A 15,583-nucleotide genomic window follows, 5' to 3' on the forward strand; every position below is an offset into this window, starting at 1 on the left:
ATGTTCCCACCCGATGAATCGTCGCCGGGGATTCCCCTGCAAGGTCTGGACGAGGTTGATCGCCACTGGATGCGTCGTGCGCTGGAAATGGCGTCTGAGGCGGTGACCGCGGGCGAAGTTCCCGTCGGTGCCATCATTGTGAAGGACCACACGGTGATCGCGGCGGCGCGAAATGAGAAAGAAACGCTACGCGACCCCACCGCCCACGCCGAGATGATCGCGATCACGCAGGCCGCTGCCGCCATGGAAGATTGGCGTTTGGAGGGAACCACGCTGTATGTCACGCTGGAACCCTGCGTGATGTGTGCCGGCGCCATCATCCAGGCTCGTGTGCCGCGTGTCGTGTTCGGGGCGACCGACCCCAAAGCCGGTGCGGTTTGCAGCCTTTACGAAGTCTTGAATGACAGCCGGCTGAATCATCGATGCGATGTGACCGGCGGCGTGATGGCGGAAAATTGCGGGCGGATTCTGACGGATTTTTTTGCCGACAAGCGTGCCGCGGCGCGGCTGCGAAAAACGTTGCCCAACGGCGGATAGGACTGCGACGGATTGGTCGCAGGCGGTTGGGCCAGGCACACCACAGTACGCGTCGTATTCGCAGCGGACATTGGTTATTGGGGGCCACGCCGCCAGTGTCGGCTCCACAGTCCTGGGGCACTGGGGTGAATCGCCATGCTTCGTGAAACACGATGGCGTGGGTCTGTAACGATTGGCAAAGCGTTGTCGTTTGCTACTTTTCTGATGCTTTTGCCGCTTCTGGGGTCAAAGAAACTAAGCCTCTGCGCCGTACCGCGCCGATACTACCGGCACAACCCGAATCGGATGCGCACCGCAATGGTGTGGATGCGATGTCGCGATAGCGAGCCCGGACTTCTCGGGATCGGGGAAGCAGACACGGTCTCGGGCAAACCGGGATCAGCGTCCCTCACTACATGCAAGACGGTGGAACAAGCGATGTCGGTAAGGAAGCTGACGGCAAGAATCATCGCGGTCGTGATCATGATGACCGCGGCGGGAACGACGTACGCCCAGAATCACGATGTGCCGCCGGTCGATCCGCTCGCGTTCGATCCGGACTTTCGATGGTTTGAGCCAATTTACGAAGCAGACCTGTTGGATATGAAGCCCAAGAAGCGGGCCAACACGGGCTGGTTTGCAACGTACGACAAACTGTTGTTGTACGGCACACGTCCAGAGACGTTCATCAACGGCGATGCCGAGACCAAACTGGACAACGGATCGGGGCACCGGTACGAAATCGGTTACATGCTGCCCGACAAAGACACAGGGTGGCTGTTCAATTGGACCGAGAACGATGTGTTCCGGGCCGATGTGGTTCGTCAAGAACGCATCAACCGGTACAGTTTGGACGATCTGGAAGGCACCGCCGACGACAGTCCGGCCGGTCCGCCTTTCGGGTTCATCGTTCCGCAGGAAGACCGCAACAATCTGGGGTACAACACACGTTTTTACGACGTGCAGAATTCTCAGAACATGATCAAGTTTGACAGCTACGAGCTGAACAAGACTTGGCGTCTGGAACCGTATCACTACGGCGGAATTCTGGAGCCAATGGTTGGCGTCCGCTGGATGCGTGCGGAAGACATCAATCTGCGTCAGACGTATCAAAGCACGCAAGACAACATCACCGGGAACGTTTTGCTGCCGTTGCCCAACCCGATCTTGGCAGGCGTTGAATTCAGTGCCGCCGAACAGATCACCAGCATCGCACAGATCACTGACAACGAGATGCTGACCGCACAACTGGGCTTCCGGTACTTCAAGCACAAAGGCCGATTCATGTACAGCAGCGACTTCCGGGTCTTTGCTGGGAACAACTGGCAGTGCAGCGAAGCCTACACTGAAAGCGAACTGACGATCTATGCCTTTGGGCAAACCAACGAACAGCCGACCGTCGGCGAACCTCCGATCACGATCCAGCGTGATCGCACCACGCCGACCTTCATTCGCAACGAAGAGTTCCTGGTCGGGTTTGATGTCCGCGGCGAACTGGGATATCAGCTGACCAAAGCGATCAGTGTTCGAGCCGGTTTTCAAGTCATTGACATCGGTCGTGGCCTGTGGCGATACGGAACCGAAGGCGACTGGGACCAAGACTATCAAATGTTCGGCGGAACTTTGGGTCTGACCTTGAACCGCTAAGGACGACCACACAGGTCTAGAAGGTGAACATCGGGCCGACCATTTTCACCGTCATGGTCTCGGCCCCATCAAAAGACAAAGCCCGCTTGAGAGATTTCTCAGGCGGGCTTTGTCGTTTTGTTTTGTAGGTGTCACCGGCCGGGCGATTCGTTAAAGCGACGGGGCCGATGGCGATGGCATCAAGACTTGGCGTTGTTTGCTTCTCGCAGCTCTTCCAATTCGACGCTTAAGCGGTGGCGAAGCGGGCTTTCGGGGCGAAGCTCCTCTTCCAGAAGCTCCTCCGCCTTGTCGAAGGCGTCTTCGGTTCGGTTTGGATCGCTGACCAAACCGCGAAATTTTTTCTCGACAGTGGCTTCGGTTAGCAAGTGTGTTTCTCCCTTTTTGATTGGCCTGCGTCGCGACCGTCGTTTTGTCCGTGTTGCAGCCGCATCAACACTCCGATCAAGACAGGACGACTTCGCGACAAACTCAGATTTTAAAGCAGCGGTCGCCGTTGGCAAGTCACTGTAGCGGAACGCGGCTTCGGTGCGACGCCGCGGACAAGGTCATCCGGCGACCGAAGCCGTTTGAAATCCCAGTTCCGCCAAATGGTGTGCGGTGCGGTCGACGGTGAACCGAATTTGGTCTTCGCTGTGCTCGCAAGTAATGAAAAACCGCAATCGAGCCGCTGATTCGTCGACGGCCGGGTACAGAATCGGCTGGACATTGATTCCATCCGCCTTCAGCCGGTGTGACAGCCGTAATGCCACCATCGAATTGCCCGTGATGACCGGAACCACCGGTGTTTGACCACTGTCGCCCGTGTCCAGCCCACGATCCCGACACAGCGATAGAAACAATTCGCTGTTCTCACGCAGTTTTTGAACCCGTTCGGGTTCCGCGTCCAGCGTCTGCAACGACGCGATCGCGGCGGCGACCTGGGCCGGCGGCATGCCGACACTGAAAACGAAACCGGGGGCGGTGTAACGCAGCAATTCGATCAATTCCTTGCTGCCGGCGATGTAACCGCCACAGGATGCGGCCGACTTGCTAAGGGTGCCCATCCAGATATCCACGTCGCGGGCGTCCATCGCGAAATGCTCCGCGATCCCGTGCCCCATTTCTCCCATCGTGCCGAAACTGTGGGCTTCGTCCACCATCAGCATCGCTTGGTGCCGTTTCTTGACTTTGACGAACTCCGGCACATCGGCAAAATCGCCATCCATGCTGTAAACGCCCTCGATCACGATCAGCACGCGGCGGTACTGGGATCGGCAATCCGAAAGCACGCGATCAAGCGTCTCGTAATCGTTGTGCGGGAAAGGCCGGCGTTTCGCACCGGACAACAACGCACCCTGGACGATGCTGTTGTGGGCAAGCGCATCGTGAATGATCAGGTCACCGTGACCGACCAAGTGACCAATCGTCGTTTCGTTGGTCGCATGACCACCGACCATGGTGATCGAAGCGTCCACACCCACCCAATCAGCGATCAATTGTTCAAGTTGCCCGTGGATCGGTTTTTCGCCGGAGACCAAACGGCTGGCCGAAACACTGGTCCCGTACTTCTTCACTGCTTCGGCCGCCGCAGCCGTCACCGCCGGATGCCCGCTCATGCCCAAGTAGTTGTAACTGGCAAAACTGATCAGTTCACGACCGTCGATCCGCGTCCGGTCGTTGACAACTTGTTCGTGAACCGTGAAGTAGGGATTGGGGACCCCCGTCATGGCCATTTGCTGCATGGTCGCTTTCAGCCGCCGGTATTCGGCAAACTGGCTGATGTCAAACTCCGGTTCAACAACTTGTCGGGGCGCGGCGGGCGTTTCCGAGTCTGCGTCAACGGGCTGATCTGACGCTTGGTCCAGCAACGTCTTCGCCCTGCCCTCACCGCCGGGCGGAAGGTAGCGTTCGATAGCCGAAGCGGTCTGGGCGACCGTTTCAATTTCATCCAGTACCTGTTCCGGGAATCGTCCGCCGAAGGTGCGTTCCAAATTCTGGGCGATTTCCAGTCGCTCCAGACTGTCCAGCCCCAGGTCCAAGACGATGTTGGTGTCCAGGTGAAGCGATGTGGCGCGATCACCGGCAACCCGGCGAATATGATGCAGCACGGCATCAACAATCGCTGGATTTAAATCACGGTTTGCTGCTTGGTCCGGATCGGAACCGGTCGCCGCGGCGGCACGCATCATGGGAACCGCATCGCCATCGGCCGTCACCGAGGTGCCGTCTTCTTCCCAACGCACCCATTTGGCAATCAGTTTCAAATTGCCATCGCGAACCGCATGTAGACAAGCATGACGCTGGATCTTGCCACTGCTGGTCTTGGGAACGCTGCTGTTGCGAACGATGTAGACCGCATCGGGCGGCAATTCATGTTCTTCGGTTACCGCCCGGCGGATACGCTGCAGTTCCATATCCCAGTCGTGGTCACGACGCCGAACCGCTTCGGCGACGATCACCAATTGTTCGCGGTCGTCGTGGTTCATGGCAAACGCCGCGACGGAACCCGCTTGGATGACATCGCTGGCGCGTTCCACGGTCGCTTCGATGTCTTGCGGGTATCGATTCACGCCCCGCACGATGATCATGTCTTTTAGGCGACCGGAAACGTACAACTGGCCTTCGTACAAAAAGCCCAAGTCGCCGGTTCGCAAGTACGGGCCATCGCCGTCAGCGGTGAACGCGTTGAAGGTCCGTTCGGATTCCTCGGTACGACGCCAGTATCCCTGTCCCACACAATCGCTTTGCACCCAAATTTCACCGATCGCATCGGGCGCATTCACTTGGCAGGTTTCCGGATCGACGACCAATACCGATTCGTCGTCCAGAACGCGGCCACAGGCGACCAATTGCCGCGCGCCTTGCTGATCTTCGCTGGCCGGACGGACGGCCTTTTCATCCAACGCACCGCCGTCAAACCAGCTCATCACGGGACGGGGGTTGGCCGGACCACCGGTCACCAACAGCGTGGTTTCTGCCATTCCATAACAAGGCAGGTGGGACCGATGGTCAAACCCGTACTTTTCAAATCGCCGTGTGAATGCATCCAGTGTTGAAGCCCGGATCGGCTCGGCACCGTTGAACGCGATCTTGAAGGTCGAAAGATCCACGCCTTCCAGTTCGCTGTCGTCGATTTTGTCGACACACAACTGATAGGCAAAGTTGGGGCCGCCGCTGACGGTCACGCCGTACTTTGAAATGCTTTGGAACCAGCGCGACGGACGTTGCAAGAACGTCATCGGGCTCATCAAGACATTCGGGACGCCGACAAACATCGGCATCAAAACCCCACCGACCAAACCCATGTCGTGGTACGTCGGCAGCCAGGTCATCGCCACCGTGTCCGCGGGCGGGTCAAAGGCCTGCTTGATGAACTTCGTGTTGGTGACCAGATTCCGCTGGGTCAGCATCACGCCTTTGGGCGAACCGGTTGAACCCGACGTGTACTGCAGCACTGCCAACGAATCGCCGTCCAGCTTTGGCCGGCGCCAGCGGTCCGGCTTTCGTGTCGACGGATCATCGGTGCCCAGCATTTGGACGCCAAGCAGATCCTCATGAAATTGGTCGCCGGTCAACTGTTCGACGACCGAACGCGTCGACAACGCCCACCGTGCGTCGGCATCGACAACGATCGATCGAATCCGCGATGCTTTGCGGTTGCGACGTGGGGGAAACGCCGGCACGGCGATCGCACCGGCGGCGTGACAGGCGTAAAAGCCGATCACGAAATCCAGGCCCGGCGGATAGATCAACAGGACTCGGTCGCCCGGCCGAATGCCACACCGGCTTTGCAGATACCCCGCCAAGCCGCGGACTTCGTCCCACAGTTCGCGATAGGTCAGCTTTTCTTCCAGGGTCTCGGCGTCGGTAAAGTAATACGCCGGTTGGTCGCCACGCAGCATCGCCCAGTGGCTCAGGATTCCCGGAAAGTTATCCTGGGGAGGTAACTGATCATCACCATAGAAGGACAGGTCCACGGGCGAAGTCGCTGATAATTCGGGAGTGAAATCGGTTTGCCAAAATCGAGCCGCTTCCGTGTCAGTCGCCGAAGGAAGGTTTCGGCACAGGCGAGCGACCCGCACGTCGAAAAAATCGTCGTGTCGGCGGCGTCGGCACGCGTCCATTCTTACTAGGTCGCCCATTGTGTCCGAAATCGGGTTCGATTGCAGCGCCTAGACTGCCTGTCCGGATCAACCGTCATGTTGGTTAAGCCTTCACGCCGAATGTGGTCCACCAGAAAAATCGTTGCAATCGAACCGAACCAGCGGCGACCCCGGACGGACGTCGAACAAGGTCGGATTGCCCTATTCCGCGCCGCGATTGTCGCCGGAAAACGACCGCCACCGCCGGTCAGCCGTATATTGACGGGACGCTTTTGGGACCCGATCTTCGCATTAATGGCCCGGACCACCGCCCCCCCTGAGTGAAACGATGCGAGTTCGTTTCGAAACACCCCATTTGGCAAAGGCTCGATGAATCCATCACGAACTTTTCAAGACCAGCCGTCCGCCCTGATCGACCGCGTCGTCGACCTGATGGATCCTGCCGGAAACATTTTGCTGTCGGGAACCTTTGACCAAGCCGTCGAAGCGGTTGCCAGCGGCGACGCATCTCGAGTGGCACAGATTCAAGGTCAATTTGCGATCTGTGCAAAGTCGGGAAAGACCATCCGCATGGCCCGGTCGATCGGACGCCCCATGCGGTATTTTTTGGCCAAGCGGGCCGAGGGACCGGCGTTGATTATTGCCGAGCGGATTGACGAGATCCGTCAACAACTGATGCGTGAAGGTTTGGGAGATCAATTCCGCGCGGCGTACACACGGATGGTTCCGGCACATCATCTATTGGAATTGCAATTGGTCGGTTGCCCCGACCCGAACCCCGCGCTGACACGTTTCTTTGCGCCGCCGCGAAACCGGTTGCCCGGCAATGTCCAAGCGATCGGCCAAGCCTACATCGGACGCTTGGCGGAAATTTGCGATCAGTGGCTGGAATCCCTCCCCGCCGATGCGCCGATTGGTGTCATGTTCAGCGGCGGTATCGACAGCACGTCGATCGTCGTGTTGATGGACTTTTTACTTCGCCGTCGCGGCCAGTCACCAGCCAGGTTGAAGGCGTTCACGCTGAATGTCGGTGACGAAGATTCAACCGATGCCCGCCAAGCGTTGGCGTGTTTGGAATCGATGAACTTGCAGATGTTGTGGGAGCCCGTGAAAGTCGAACCCAACGCGGTCGACTGGCGCGAAGCGGTGCAAGTCATCGAAGACTACAAGCCCTTGGACGTCCAGGCGGCCGCCATGGGAATCGCCCTGCTGCGCGAAGTCCGACGTCGCTATCCCACTTGGAAATACTTGATCGATGGCGATGGCGGCGATGAAAACTTGAAGGACTATCCGATCGAAGAGAATCCCGAGCTAACCATTCGCAGCGTGCTGGGGAATCGAATGCTTTACCAGGAGGGTTGGGGCGTCGACGCGGTCAAACATTCGCTGACCTACAGCGGCGGCCAAAGTCGTGGTCACGTACGTACCGCGGCACCGGCAAAGAAATTCGATTTCGAAGGATTCAGCCCCTATGCCACCACGGCGGTGATCGAAATGGCCGAAGCGATTCCCTTTGTGGATTTGACCGACTGGGACCATCAGCGCCTTTACGAGTTGAAAGGACAAATCGTGGCGTCAGGTATCCAGCAGATTTGCGGTGTAACGATGCCCGTGTTCCCCAAGAGTCGATTTCAGCACGGTGCGGTGGGGGCGATCGACCAGGGGCCGTTGTTCCCGGAAAACGAACAGGCCTACCGCGATGCGTTCACGTCGATCCAGCATGGGACCGCAGACGTCCAGGTTCACTAGTCAGCAACAAGCCATCGATGATTCCTGGTTCAGTGGCCGTCATTGCTTGTCGTCGCCGCGTCAGGGTTCACTGACGCAGTGCACCAAATCAAATCGTCGGCACCAATAGGTCGATCCGGTTCGATTCACTCCGATGACGTCGCCACATGAACCAAGCTTTCGGTCGAACCGACGATGGGCTCCATGCCCAATGATTCCAGGTGTCGGTTGACGATCAGTTGTTGGTCGATCGGTAAATCACCGGCGATGGTCGCAAAATATTGTCGGTCCATGGCCAAACGGTGGGCCCACGACGCGACGGAATCTTCCATGGTTGGTGTCAAGCGTCGGCGGATCTGTTTGATGCGATACCGTTGTTCCGCATCCAAGTGTTCGCTTGGGATGGAATCCAGCATCTGCAGGACGGGGGTGCCCACACGCAACAGTTGGTTTTGTGCGGTTTGACGTTTACCGATCTGATCGGCCGACAATGCTTCGATCCACTGTTGAATCTGCTCCTGACGCGGCAGCGCCGTGTCGGTGGACGAAACCAAGTGGATCAGCTTGCGGTCGACATTGCGGCTGAACGCGTGCAACGATTGGCCACGCAACAGATGGGCGACAATTTCACCAAACGTCTTATCAAAAGACTGTGGGTTTTGCCTTCTCAGGTGCAACAGGCTGTCGGCTTCGATGACGTCATCGGTGATCCAGCGGACGGGCTTGCCTTCGTATTGTTCCAGCACATCACGACGTTGTGTCTCGGTGACGAACAATTCCATCCGGATCGACTTGGCGTCCTGGACGTTCAATGACAAGTGACACTCGGACGATTGAAACGTGTACTGCAGTGTCGGCAGACCCGCGTGCGATTGGACGGAAATACTTTCAAAGACACCGCCACGATCGCGGGTTTCGCGGCCCTTTCGATGCTGCAGCGGGTGAAGCTGCAATCGGCCGCCGACCAAGATGAAACGGGCCATCCCGTGGTCGTCAAAAGACATGTCGCTTGTCAGCGACGATGGGGTCGGGGAAAGACGCTCAGCCTCCGGGCGACCTTGAGCAAAAGTCGCCACGTCCGTCATGGACAAGCCGAGTATCACGGCAAGCAAACAACGCCATCTCATCCCGGAACCCTCTTCGCCTTTCAGCGTGTATTAAGAGGGCCCGCCAAAGGACCAACACCAAACACCAATCCATTTTGCGGTGCGTATGTAGGCAAGTCAGTCTCTCGGTGGCAAACCCTCTCTGGGAGCGAATCGATATGGACGCATCAGCCGGCCCTCTTGTCGGGGCCAGCCCGACGAGTCCGTTTCCCCGGTTATCGTCAAAATTAGGAGAAGAAATAAAGAGCGCGGTTGCGACGAAATGCCTAGGGTCGGCAGAAAAAGCGTTTCACGCGATCACGGTGCAAGATTCTCACTTCCGCCGATAAATAATTTTGACGTCTTCGCCGATGGCTCTGGATTCGACCAATTCCAAGGCGGGGCTCTCACCGATGGCCGAAATCCCAGCTCCGCCCACCGGACCAGGGGCCGTGTGACCGCCAAAGACCTTCGCGCCGACATAGATGTGAAACTCGTCGGGAAGGTTTTCGGAAAGAAAACTGGCCATTAAACGTCCACCGCATTCCAACAAGACGTTGGTTGCGCCTTCATGGCTCAACGTTCGCATGACCCGGCGAAGTGGCTGTTCCATCTCCGCCGGCCCACAATCGTTCGATCGAGCTACCTGATCACAGGGTGGTTCTGCGGTCGGCCGCAGAAAACGTACGCCCAGGTCGGCCAGACGCTTTTGTGATTCTGGGTTCAGGTCTTCGGGGACGACGCAGGTGGTCGGAATCTGATCCGCCGTCTGCACCAATCGCGATGTCGCGCCGGGCAGCGACGTTCGACAAAATATCAGACGCTGGGCGACCCTGGCCCCCGGCGGTCGAGCGGTTAGCAGCGGATCATCAGCCGACACCGTCCCCATTCCCACAACGATCGCATCGACGCGTCCGCGGGTTTGATGGACATCGGCCCGGCTATCCGAACCGGTGATCCATTGACTCTGGCCCGCAACGGTCGCGATTCTGCCGTCGGCGGTCATCGCCCATTTGGCGATCATCCATGGGATTCCCGTTTTGATGCGTTTCAGATAGGGGGCCAGGATAAACCGTGCCTCCGATTCTAAAACGCCCACGTCGACGCGAATTCCTGCGTCGGTCAATTGCCGAATGCCACCGTGGTCGACTTGCTTGAACGGGTCGGCGACTGCAATGACGACGCGATGAACCTGTGCGTCGATCAGGGCTCCGGTGCAAGGAGGTGTTTTGCCGTGATGGCAGCAAGGCTCCAACGTAACATAGGCCGTGCAGCCGGCCGTCGTCTGACCATTCGCCAAGCAGTCCCGGATCGCTTCGACTTCCGCATGGGGCCCGCCAAATTTTCGATGATACCCTTGGCCGATCAAACGGCCGTCGCGAACCAGCACGCAGCCGACCATAGGGTTCGGTTCAACGTGACCCTGTCCCGCCGTTGCCAAACGCAATGCATCTTGCATCCATCGCTGGTCGGCTTCGGCGGCATCCGCGGGCTTCGCAAATCGGGCGGGGGCCACTTCGCCGCGGCGTGGCGGCGGCGTCGAGATCGGACGGGGCTGGTCGGGGCCCGGCGGTTCGTTGGCGGGCGTGCTGTCGTCAGGCATTCGCTGAAATCAGTCCATGCCGGGGACCCAAAGCTTGCCGCCGCCACCACTTTCTGGGGCCGAAGCGGGCGGACCCGATGCGGCGGGGGGCGCCGCCGCGGGGCTACCAGAATCCGGAGTCCATAAGCCTGATTCCGCCTGCGGGGAAGCCGGTGGGGCGGCAGCCGGACCGGCGTTACGCGGTGATCCGTCCGGGCGAATCAGTCCCCATGACATCAGCATTTGTTGCAGCTGCGCCATGACTTCTGGGTTGTTGCCATAGGTTTCCGACACCTCTCGCAGTGATTGCTGGAAACCTTCGCCGTCGCGTGCTTGCAATCGCAGTTCCAATTCCAGGAACAACATCCGTGGCGTGACCCGATCGTTCGCCTTGGCGTACGCTTTGGCTTCGTCCAGCAGGGCAAGCTTGGACTTGAAGTTCGCCGAACTGCCCACCAAAGCAAAGTAGGCCATGATGGTCACATCCGGGTTTTCGTTGCGGATGTCGGAATCCAGGATGGATTGGGCGACGCGACGCAGCAGTGGCGTCGCGGACACCTGTTGTGCGCGGTTCATCAAGTAGATCCGCGACTCGTTGTTCAGCCCCGCCACATCGATCCGGTTCAGATCAACATTAGCGACGTCTTCGATATCGTCATCGCTGATGGTCAGTGCGGGCAACGCATCCACGTTGGCGGCGGATCGAATCTTGGCGGACAGATCTTCGTCCAACGACGTTAGCAGGTCATAGGACTCCATGATCGTGACGGCGACCGAACAGTCGAACTTCGCATCCGAATCCTGGGCCGCGTCGACCAGCGAGCGATCACCCAACATGGGCAACGCGATCTTTGTCAAACGGTCGGCGACCTCGCTGCGCTGGATCGATACGATGGTTTCGTCCACGGCCAGCGGATCGGCTTCGAACTGGACCAAGGCCAGTTGCGGGCGTGCCGCGACCAAGAAAGGCAACTGACGATCCTGGGTCGACTGCAGTTCAACTCCGGGCAACAGTTCGGACAGTTTGGACTGAACCGTTTCCGCGTCGGCCGATTGCATGTCCAATGCGATCAATTTGGCATCACGATCGGTCTGCTTGCCATACAACAGGACGATGGCAAGGGATCGCGGGAAATTGTCGACGCTTGGGGCGTCGGTCGATTCGGGACGGTCGCGATCCAAAATTTGGAACGCAATCCGAGGGGCAACCTCTTCATCCTCCTGCCGCAGGCTCTGTGCCGCTTCGGCAGGCAACTTCAACACGCGTGAATCGGCCAGGAACGCCATCTCGATCTCATCCAGATCGCCAATGGTTGCTTCCAAGCGAGTCAACGAAACCGAGATTCCCTTCAGGTCGGGATGAACCAGTTCGGCCATCGCCGCGAAACGGACACGTTGCTGCTGGTCCAGCGATTCGCACTGGGACAACTGACGCAACAAGTCGGATTGACGTTCCAAATTGCCACGCCAAATGGCACAGTGCAGCAGGCCCGACAAAATGGCCGGTTCCATCGATGCGACTCGCTGCAATGATTGCAGCTTCGTTTCAGCCAACACGACCTTGTTGCTGCGAAGCAAACCTTGGGCTTCGTCAAAACGCTCGCCCCAATCAACCGACGATGGACGCGAAATCGGTTCGGGCAACGATTTCAACAGCATTGGAATCGTCGGGGCGTGATTCAGTTGCCCCAAGACATCCATGGCCGCGTTTTGGCCTTCAAAGCCCTCGGCCATCACCGCCAGCGTCGCATAGGCGCGGGCGGTCAGGAAAGCGCCGGTTTGCAAAAGCGTGTAGGACAACACCGATGCGACGCTGATGACGAAGCTGTCGACGTCGCGACCGCTTTCGGTCAAAGCGTCCAACATTGATCCGGTGGCCGATTCGACGTCACCGCTGAACAACTTTGCCGCCGCACGCTGGGTCAACGCCAACGGGTTGCTGGGCTGCAATCGCATGAACCGTTCGGCATTTTCGGCCAACGTGTCGTATTCACGCAAATCAATTAACAGTCGGCCGCGGATCGCCAATGCCCATGCGGCGTCGGGGTGTTCGTCCAGGATCGCCGCCAGCCGATCAAGTGCCGGGACCACCTGGCCGCCTTCGACCATTTTGATCACGCGATCCATGTCGTGGATCGAGTCCTTGCACTTGCAGAATTTGATCTTCTTGCCGTTGCCGCAAGGGCAGATCGAATAGGTGTCCACCGACATTTTGGGTCGCCGATTGGGGGAAAAAGCGGGTCTTGGTCTATCAATCGGGCAACTTACCACGCTTCGCGCCATCGTCCCAACCCCTACACACTGATCCCGTCTGAAATGATCGATGCGATGGGGGCCGATTGTCACGCGATCATGATGCCTGCGTTGCCAAAGCCGCCGAATTCCATCCTGAATGCCCGCGACGCCGTTTCAGTCTTCGGTCGATGCCCTGCCCGGTTCACCCAACCATTGTCGAACCTGGCTGTCCGCTGGTATCGGTCGCCGTCCGTGGGCTGTTTGCCGATCCAAATCGTCATAGCGGATCTGGATCAGTTCATTCATTTGATGAAACCGATGCTGGACGTGTTCGCGAACGACTTGGTCCACCCATGCCTGAGTCACACGTTGGCCGGACGGCAATTCCCGCACAATCGGTGATGCGGCTTTCAAGTCATCCGCCAAGTGTTTTGAATTTGCAACGAGCGTAGAGATTCGAACGTGATCGAATTCGTGTTGCACCAAGGCGGAATCCCAAAAATGGTCCTTCGGCGGGATCCGTTTCAAATGAATGTGATGTGCCAAGGTCACACGAAGCCGCGTCAATCGATAGTCGATGCGGATGACTTGCCGGTTCTGTTCTCGCTGCTTTCGCCATCGACATTGGCTGCGAAAATTCAGATCCGTCTTGAAAATGGTCTCACCGTCAAACGAGGTGCCACCACGATAAAAACTCACGTTGCCCGACCGGATCCAAGTACGCAGTGACTCGGGCGGTTCCGGATAATCCGAGATGTCGATCCGAGATGAAGCATCCCGAGCGTCCTTTGCCGGTGATGGTCGACCATCACTGCGGTCGGCCATCGCTTCCTGTGCAGATGCCTTTGGAAGTGCGGCGATCATGGGGGCGTTTGAAACCGCCAGGCAAGCACCGATCAAGATGCCGGCACAGGTCGCAACGATGCGGCGGCATTTGATTCTGGTGGCACCGCTGTGAAGCATCCTAGTTGCTTCCTTTTGCACCGGAGGATTCTTTGGCTGCCGTTTTCGCGTCATACAATGGGTTGGGAAAGTCCGGCTCAATCGTGCGGTTGTCCAAGAACACTTGCTCCATCGCTTGGACTCGTTCGGGGAACTCGGCGGACAAATCGTTCGTTTCCGCCGGATCGCTGGACAGGTCGTACAGTTCCCAAGGTTTAGGATTTTTGCGGACGACATCCCTACGGATCGCTTTCCACCTGCCGTCGCGAACCACGACGTAGCCACCGTAGCCGGTGAATTCCCAAATCATCGGGCTTTGCCGCTGAGCATCTTTGCCGCGCAACGCGTCAATCAGAACCGTCCCGTCGGAAAGTTCTGCGATGCTTTGATCCTGATACCCGTCGGCGCCCGCCAAGGATGACAACGTTGCAAACCAGTCAGGGAAATAGGAAGGAAAGTCACAAACGGTTCCGGCAGGAATCACGCCGGGGTAACGGACCAAGCAGGGCACCCGAATGCCGCCTTCATCTGCACTGCCCTTGTACCCCTTCAGGCCACCGGTCGAGTCAAAGAACTTGCAGGCGGCTCCGCCGATGTGAAAGTTTGGATCGCGGCCTTCGTGCGTTGGGCCATTGTCCGAGGTGAAAACGACGATTGTGTTTTCAGTCAGGCCGAATTCGTCCAACGTTTGCAACACCTGACCGACGTGTTCATCCAAATCGCTGATCATCGCGGCGTATGCTGCTCGAGGACGCGGATGAGGCAGGTATCCGTTTTGGCCACGATAAGCACCGTGGCCTTCGAACGGGTCGCCCGGTTGGTCCCACTGGGATGGGTAGTGATCGATCCAACTTTGCGGCGGCTGCATCGCGACGTGTGGCTCGGTAAACGGCAGATATGCAAAGAACGTCTTGTCTTTGTTCGCTTTGATGAATCCGATCGCTTCCTTCAGGATCAAATCCGGGGCGTAGTTTTCGGCGCGATAGTCATCCGCGTCGACGGTGCCTTCGGGTTTGCGATCGTGACCGGGAATTGGATACTTGTTGATTCGTACTTCGCGTTCATTCGAATCCAAAAAAGCGGGATAGAAACTGTGAGCGTTTCGTTGGCCGTTGTAACCATAAAAGCGGTCAAATCCCTGGCGAATGGGTGAACCGCTGGTTCGCGACGGTCCCAGACCCCACTTTCCAAACGCCCCGGTGACGTATCCCTTGGATTTCAAGACTTCGGCGATCGTGACGGCTTCGTCCGTCAAAGGGAACTGTCCCGGAAAGATGCGGCCGTTGCCGGAATCCCGGTTGTTTCGCACCTCGGCTTTGGCCAAGTGACGGCCGGTCATCAGCACGCATCGCGATGGGGCACACACGGGCGCCCCGCAGTAATGTTGTGTTAACCGGACGCCCTGTTTCGCCAACGCATCCAGGTTGGGCGTCTCGATCTTCTGCTGTCCGTAACAGCCCAGTTCGCCATATCCCAGATCATCCGCCATGATGAACACGATGTTCGGAGGACGATCTTGGGCTTCGGCCAAACACTGATCGTCCTGACTGACGACGAACAGACTGACGACAAACACTGCGAAAAAGGATCGTGCGATCACTGCCATGGCCGGACACTCTTTGGCGGTCAACAAGGAAGGGGCGTGCAGCCAGTCTATCCGAATCATCCCGGAGTATCGAAAGCCTCGGTTGATTGTTGCACGAATGTGAAGCATGAGAGTCGGATCCGCAGCTGGTCCGATCGGCCAGCGGGCGACCCACCTGGTC

10 protein-coding genes are annotated in these 15,583 nt (G+C 58.0%); 3 read left to right on the forward strand and 7 right to left on the reverse strand.

The window, feature by feature from the left end:
• The gene (gene tadA, locus HFP54_RS03085; RefSeq protein WP_235951211.1) at positions 1–537 is read left to right on the forward strand and encodes a tRNA adenosine(34) deaminase TadA; all 537 of its coding nucleotides are present in this window, start codon (positions 1–3) and stop codon (positions 535–537) included.
• Positions 538–954: 417 nt separating this feature from the next.
• Entirely contained in the window at positions 955–2,163 is a 1,209-nt protein-coding gene (locus HFP54_RS03090; RefSeq protein WP_146412456.1) for a hypothetical protein, read from the forward strand.
• Between the two features lie 179 nt (positions 2,164–2,342).
• Here HFP54_RS03090 and HFP54_RS03095 read toward each other — a convergent pair whose 3' ends face one another.
• Positions 2,343–2,528, reverse strand: coding sequence for a hypothetical protein (locus tag HFP54_RS03095; protein WP_145305025.1), 186 nt, complete (start codon positions 2,526–2,528; stop codon positions 2,343–2,345).
• 180 nt (positions 2,529–2,708) lie between these two features.
• The gene (locus tag HFP54_RS03100) at positions 2,709–6,119 is read right to left on the reverse strand and encodes an aminotransferase class I/II-fold pyridoxal phosphate-dependent enzyme (RefSeq protein WP_315853837.1); all 3,411 of its coding nucleotides are present in this window, start codon (positions 6,117–6,119) and stop codon (positions 2,709–2,711) included.
• A gap of 495 nt (positions 6,120–6,614) precedes the next feature.
• On the opposite strand from HFP54_RS03100, the gene HFP54_RS03105 reads away from it, so the two are divergent.
• On the forward strand, positions 6,615–7,994 hold the full coding sequence (locus HFP54_RS03105) for an asparagine synthase C-terminal domain-containing protein (protein WP_146412461.1): 1,380 nt from the start codon (positions 6,615–6,617) through the stop codon (positions 7,992–7,994).
• Between the two features lie 125 nt (positions 7,995–8,119).
• Here the strand turns inward: HFP54_RS03105 and HFP54_RS03110 are convergent, their stop codons facing one another.
• The 5 genes from HFP54_RS03110 to HFP54_RS03130 form a co-directional block, all read right to left on the reverse strand.
• The gene (locus HFP54_RS03110; RefSeq protein ID WP_168564001.1) at positions 8,120–8,977 is read right to left on the reverse strand and encodes a M3 family oligoendopeptidase; all 858 of its coding nucleotides are present in this window, start codon (positions 8,975–8,977) and stop codon (positions 8,120–8,122) included.
• A gap of 415 nt (positions 8,978–9,392) precedes the next feature.
• A complete protein-coding gene (gene ribD, locus HFP54_RS03115) occupies positions 9,393–10,661 on the reverse strand; it encodes a bifunctional diaminohydroxyphosphoribosylaminopyrimidine deaminase/5-amino-6-(5-phosphoribosylamino)uracil reductase RibD (RefSeq protein ID WP_168564002.1) in 1,269 nt (422 codons plus the stop codon).
• A gap of 9 nt (positions 10,662–10,670) precedes the next feature.
• Positions 10,671–12,851 carry a tetratricopeptide repeat protein gene (locus tag HFP54_RS03120; RefSeq protein ID WP_168564003.1) on the reverse strand — a complete coding sequence of 727 codons (2,181 nt, stop codon included), beginning with the start codon at positions 12,849–12,851 and terminating at the stop codon, positions 10,671–10,673.
• A gap of 198 nt (positions 12,852–13,049) precedes the next feature.
• Positions 13,050–13,838 carry a hypothetical protein gene (locus HFP54_RS03125; protein ID WP_168564004.1) on the reverse strand — a complete coding sequence of 263 codons (789 nt, stop codon included), beginning with the start codon at positions 13,836–13,838 and terminating at the stop codon, positions 13,050–13,052.
• Position 13,839: 1 nt separating this feature from the next.
• Positions 13,840–15,423: an arylsulfatase gene (locus HFP54_RS03130; RefSeq protein WP_168564005.1), complete on the reverse strand. Its 1,584-nt coding sequence runs from the start codon at positions 15,421–15,423 to the stop codon at positions 13,840–13,842.
• Positions 15,424–15,583 lie beyond the last annotated feature (160 nt).

The organism is Crateriforma spongiae (genome assembly GCF_012290005.1).
Classification (GTDB): domain Bacteria; phylum Planctomycetota; class Planctomycetia; order Pirellulales; family Pirellulaceae; genus Crateriforma; species Crateriforma spongiae.

Coding starts and splice junctions, on each gene's coding strand:
- tadA (WP_235951211.1), top strand. CDS start 1: ATGTTCCCACCCGATGAATCGTCGCCGGGGATTCCCCTGCAAGGTCTG.
- HFP54_RS03110 (WP_168564001.1), bottom strand. CDS start 8,977: ATGTCTTTTGACGACCACGGGATGGCCCGTTTCATCTTGGTCGGCGGC.
- HFP54_RS03130 (WP_168564005.1), bottom strand. CDS start 15,423: ATGGCAGTGATCGCACGATCCTTTTTCGCAGTGTTTGTCGTCAGTCTG.
- ribD (WP_168564002.1), bottom strand. CDS start 10,661: ATGCCTGACGACAGCACGCCCGCCAACGAACCGCCGGGCCCCGACCAG.
- HFP54_RS03090 (WP_146412456.1), top strand. CDS start 955: ATGTCGGTAAGGAAGCTGACGGCAAGAATCATCGCGGTCGTGATCATG.
- HFP54_RS03125 (WP_168564004.1), bottom strand. CDS start 13,838: ATGCTTCACAGCGGTGCCACCAGAATCAAATGCCGCCGCATCGTTGCG.
- HFP54_RS03120 (WP_168564003.1), bottom strand. CDS start 12,851: ATGTCGGTGGACACCTATTCGATCTGCCCTTGCGGCAACGGCAAGAAG.
- HFP54_RS03105 (WP_146412461.1), top strand. CDS start 6,615: ATGAATCCATCACGAACTTTTCAAGACCAGCCGTCCGCCCTGATCGAC.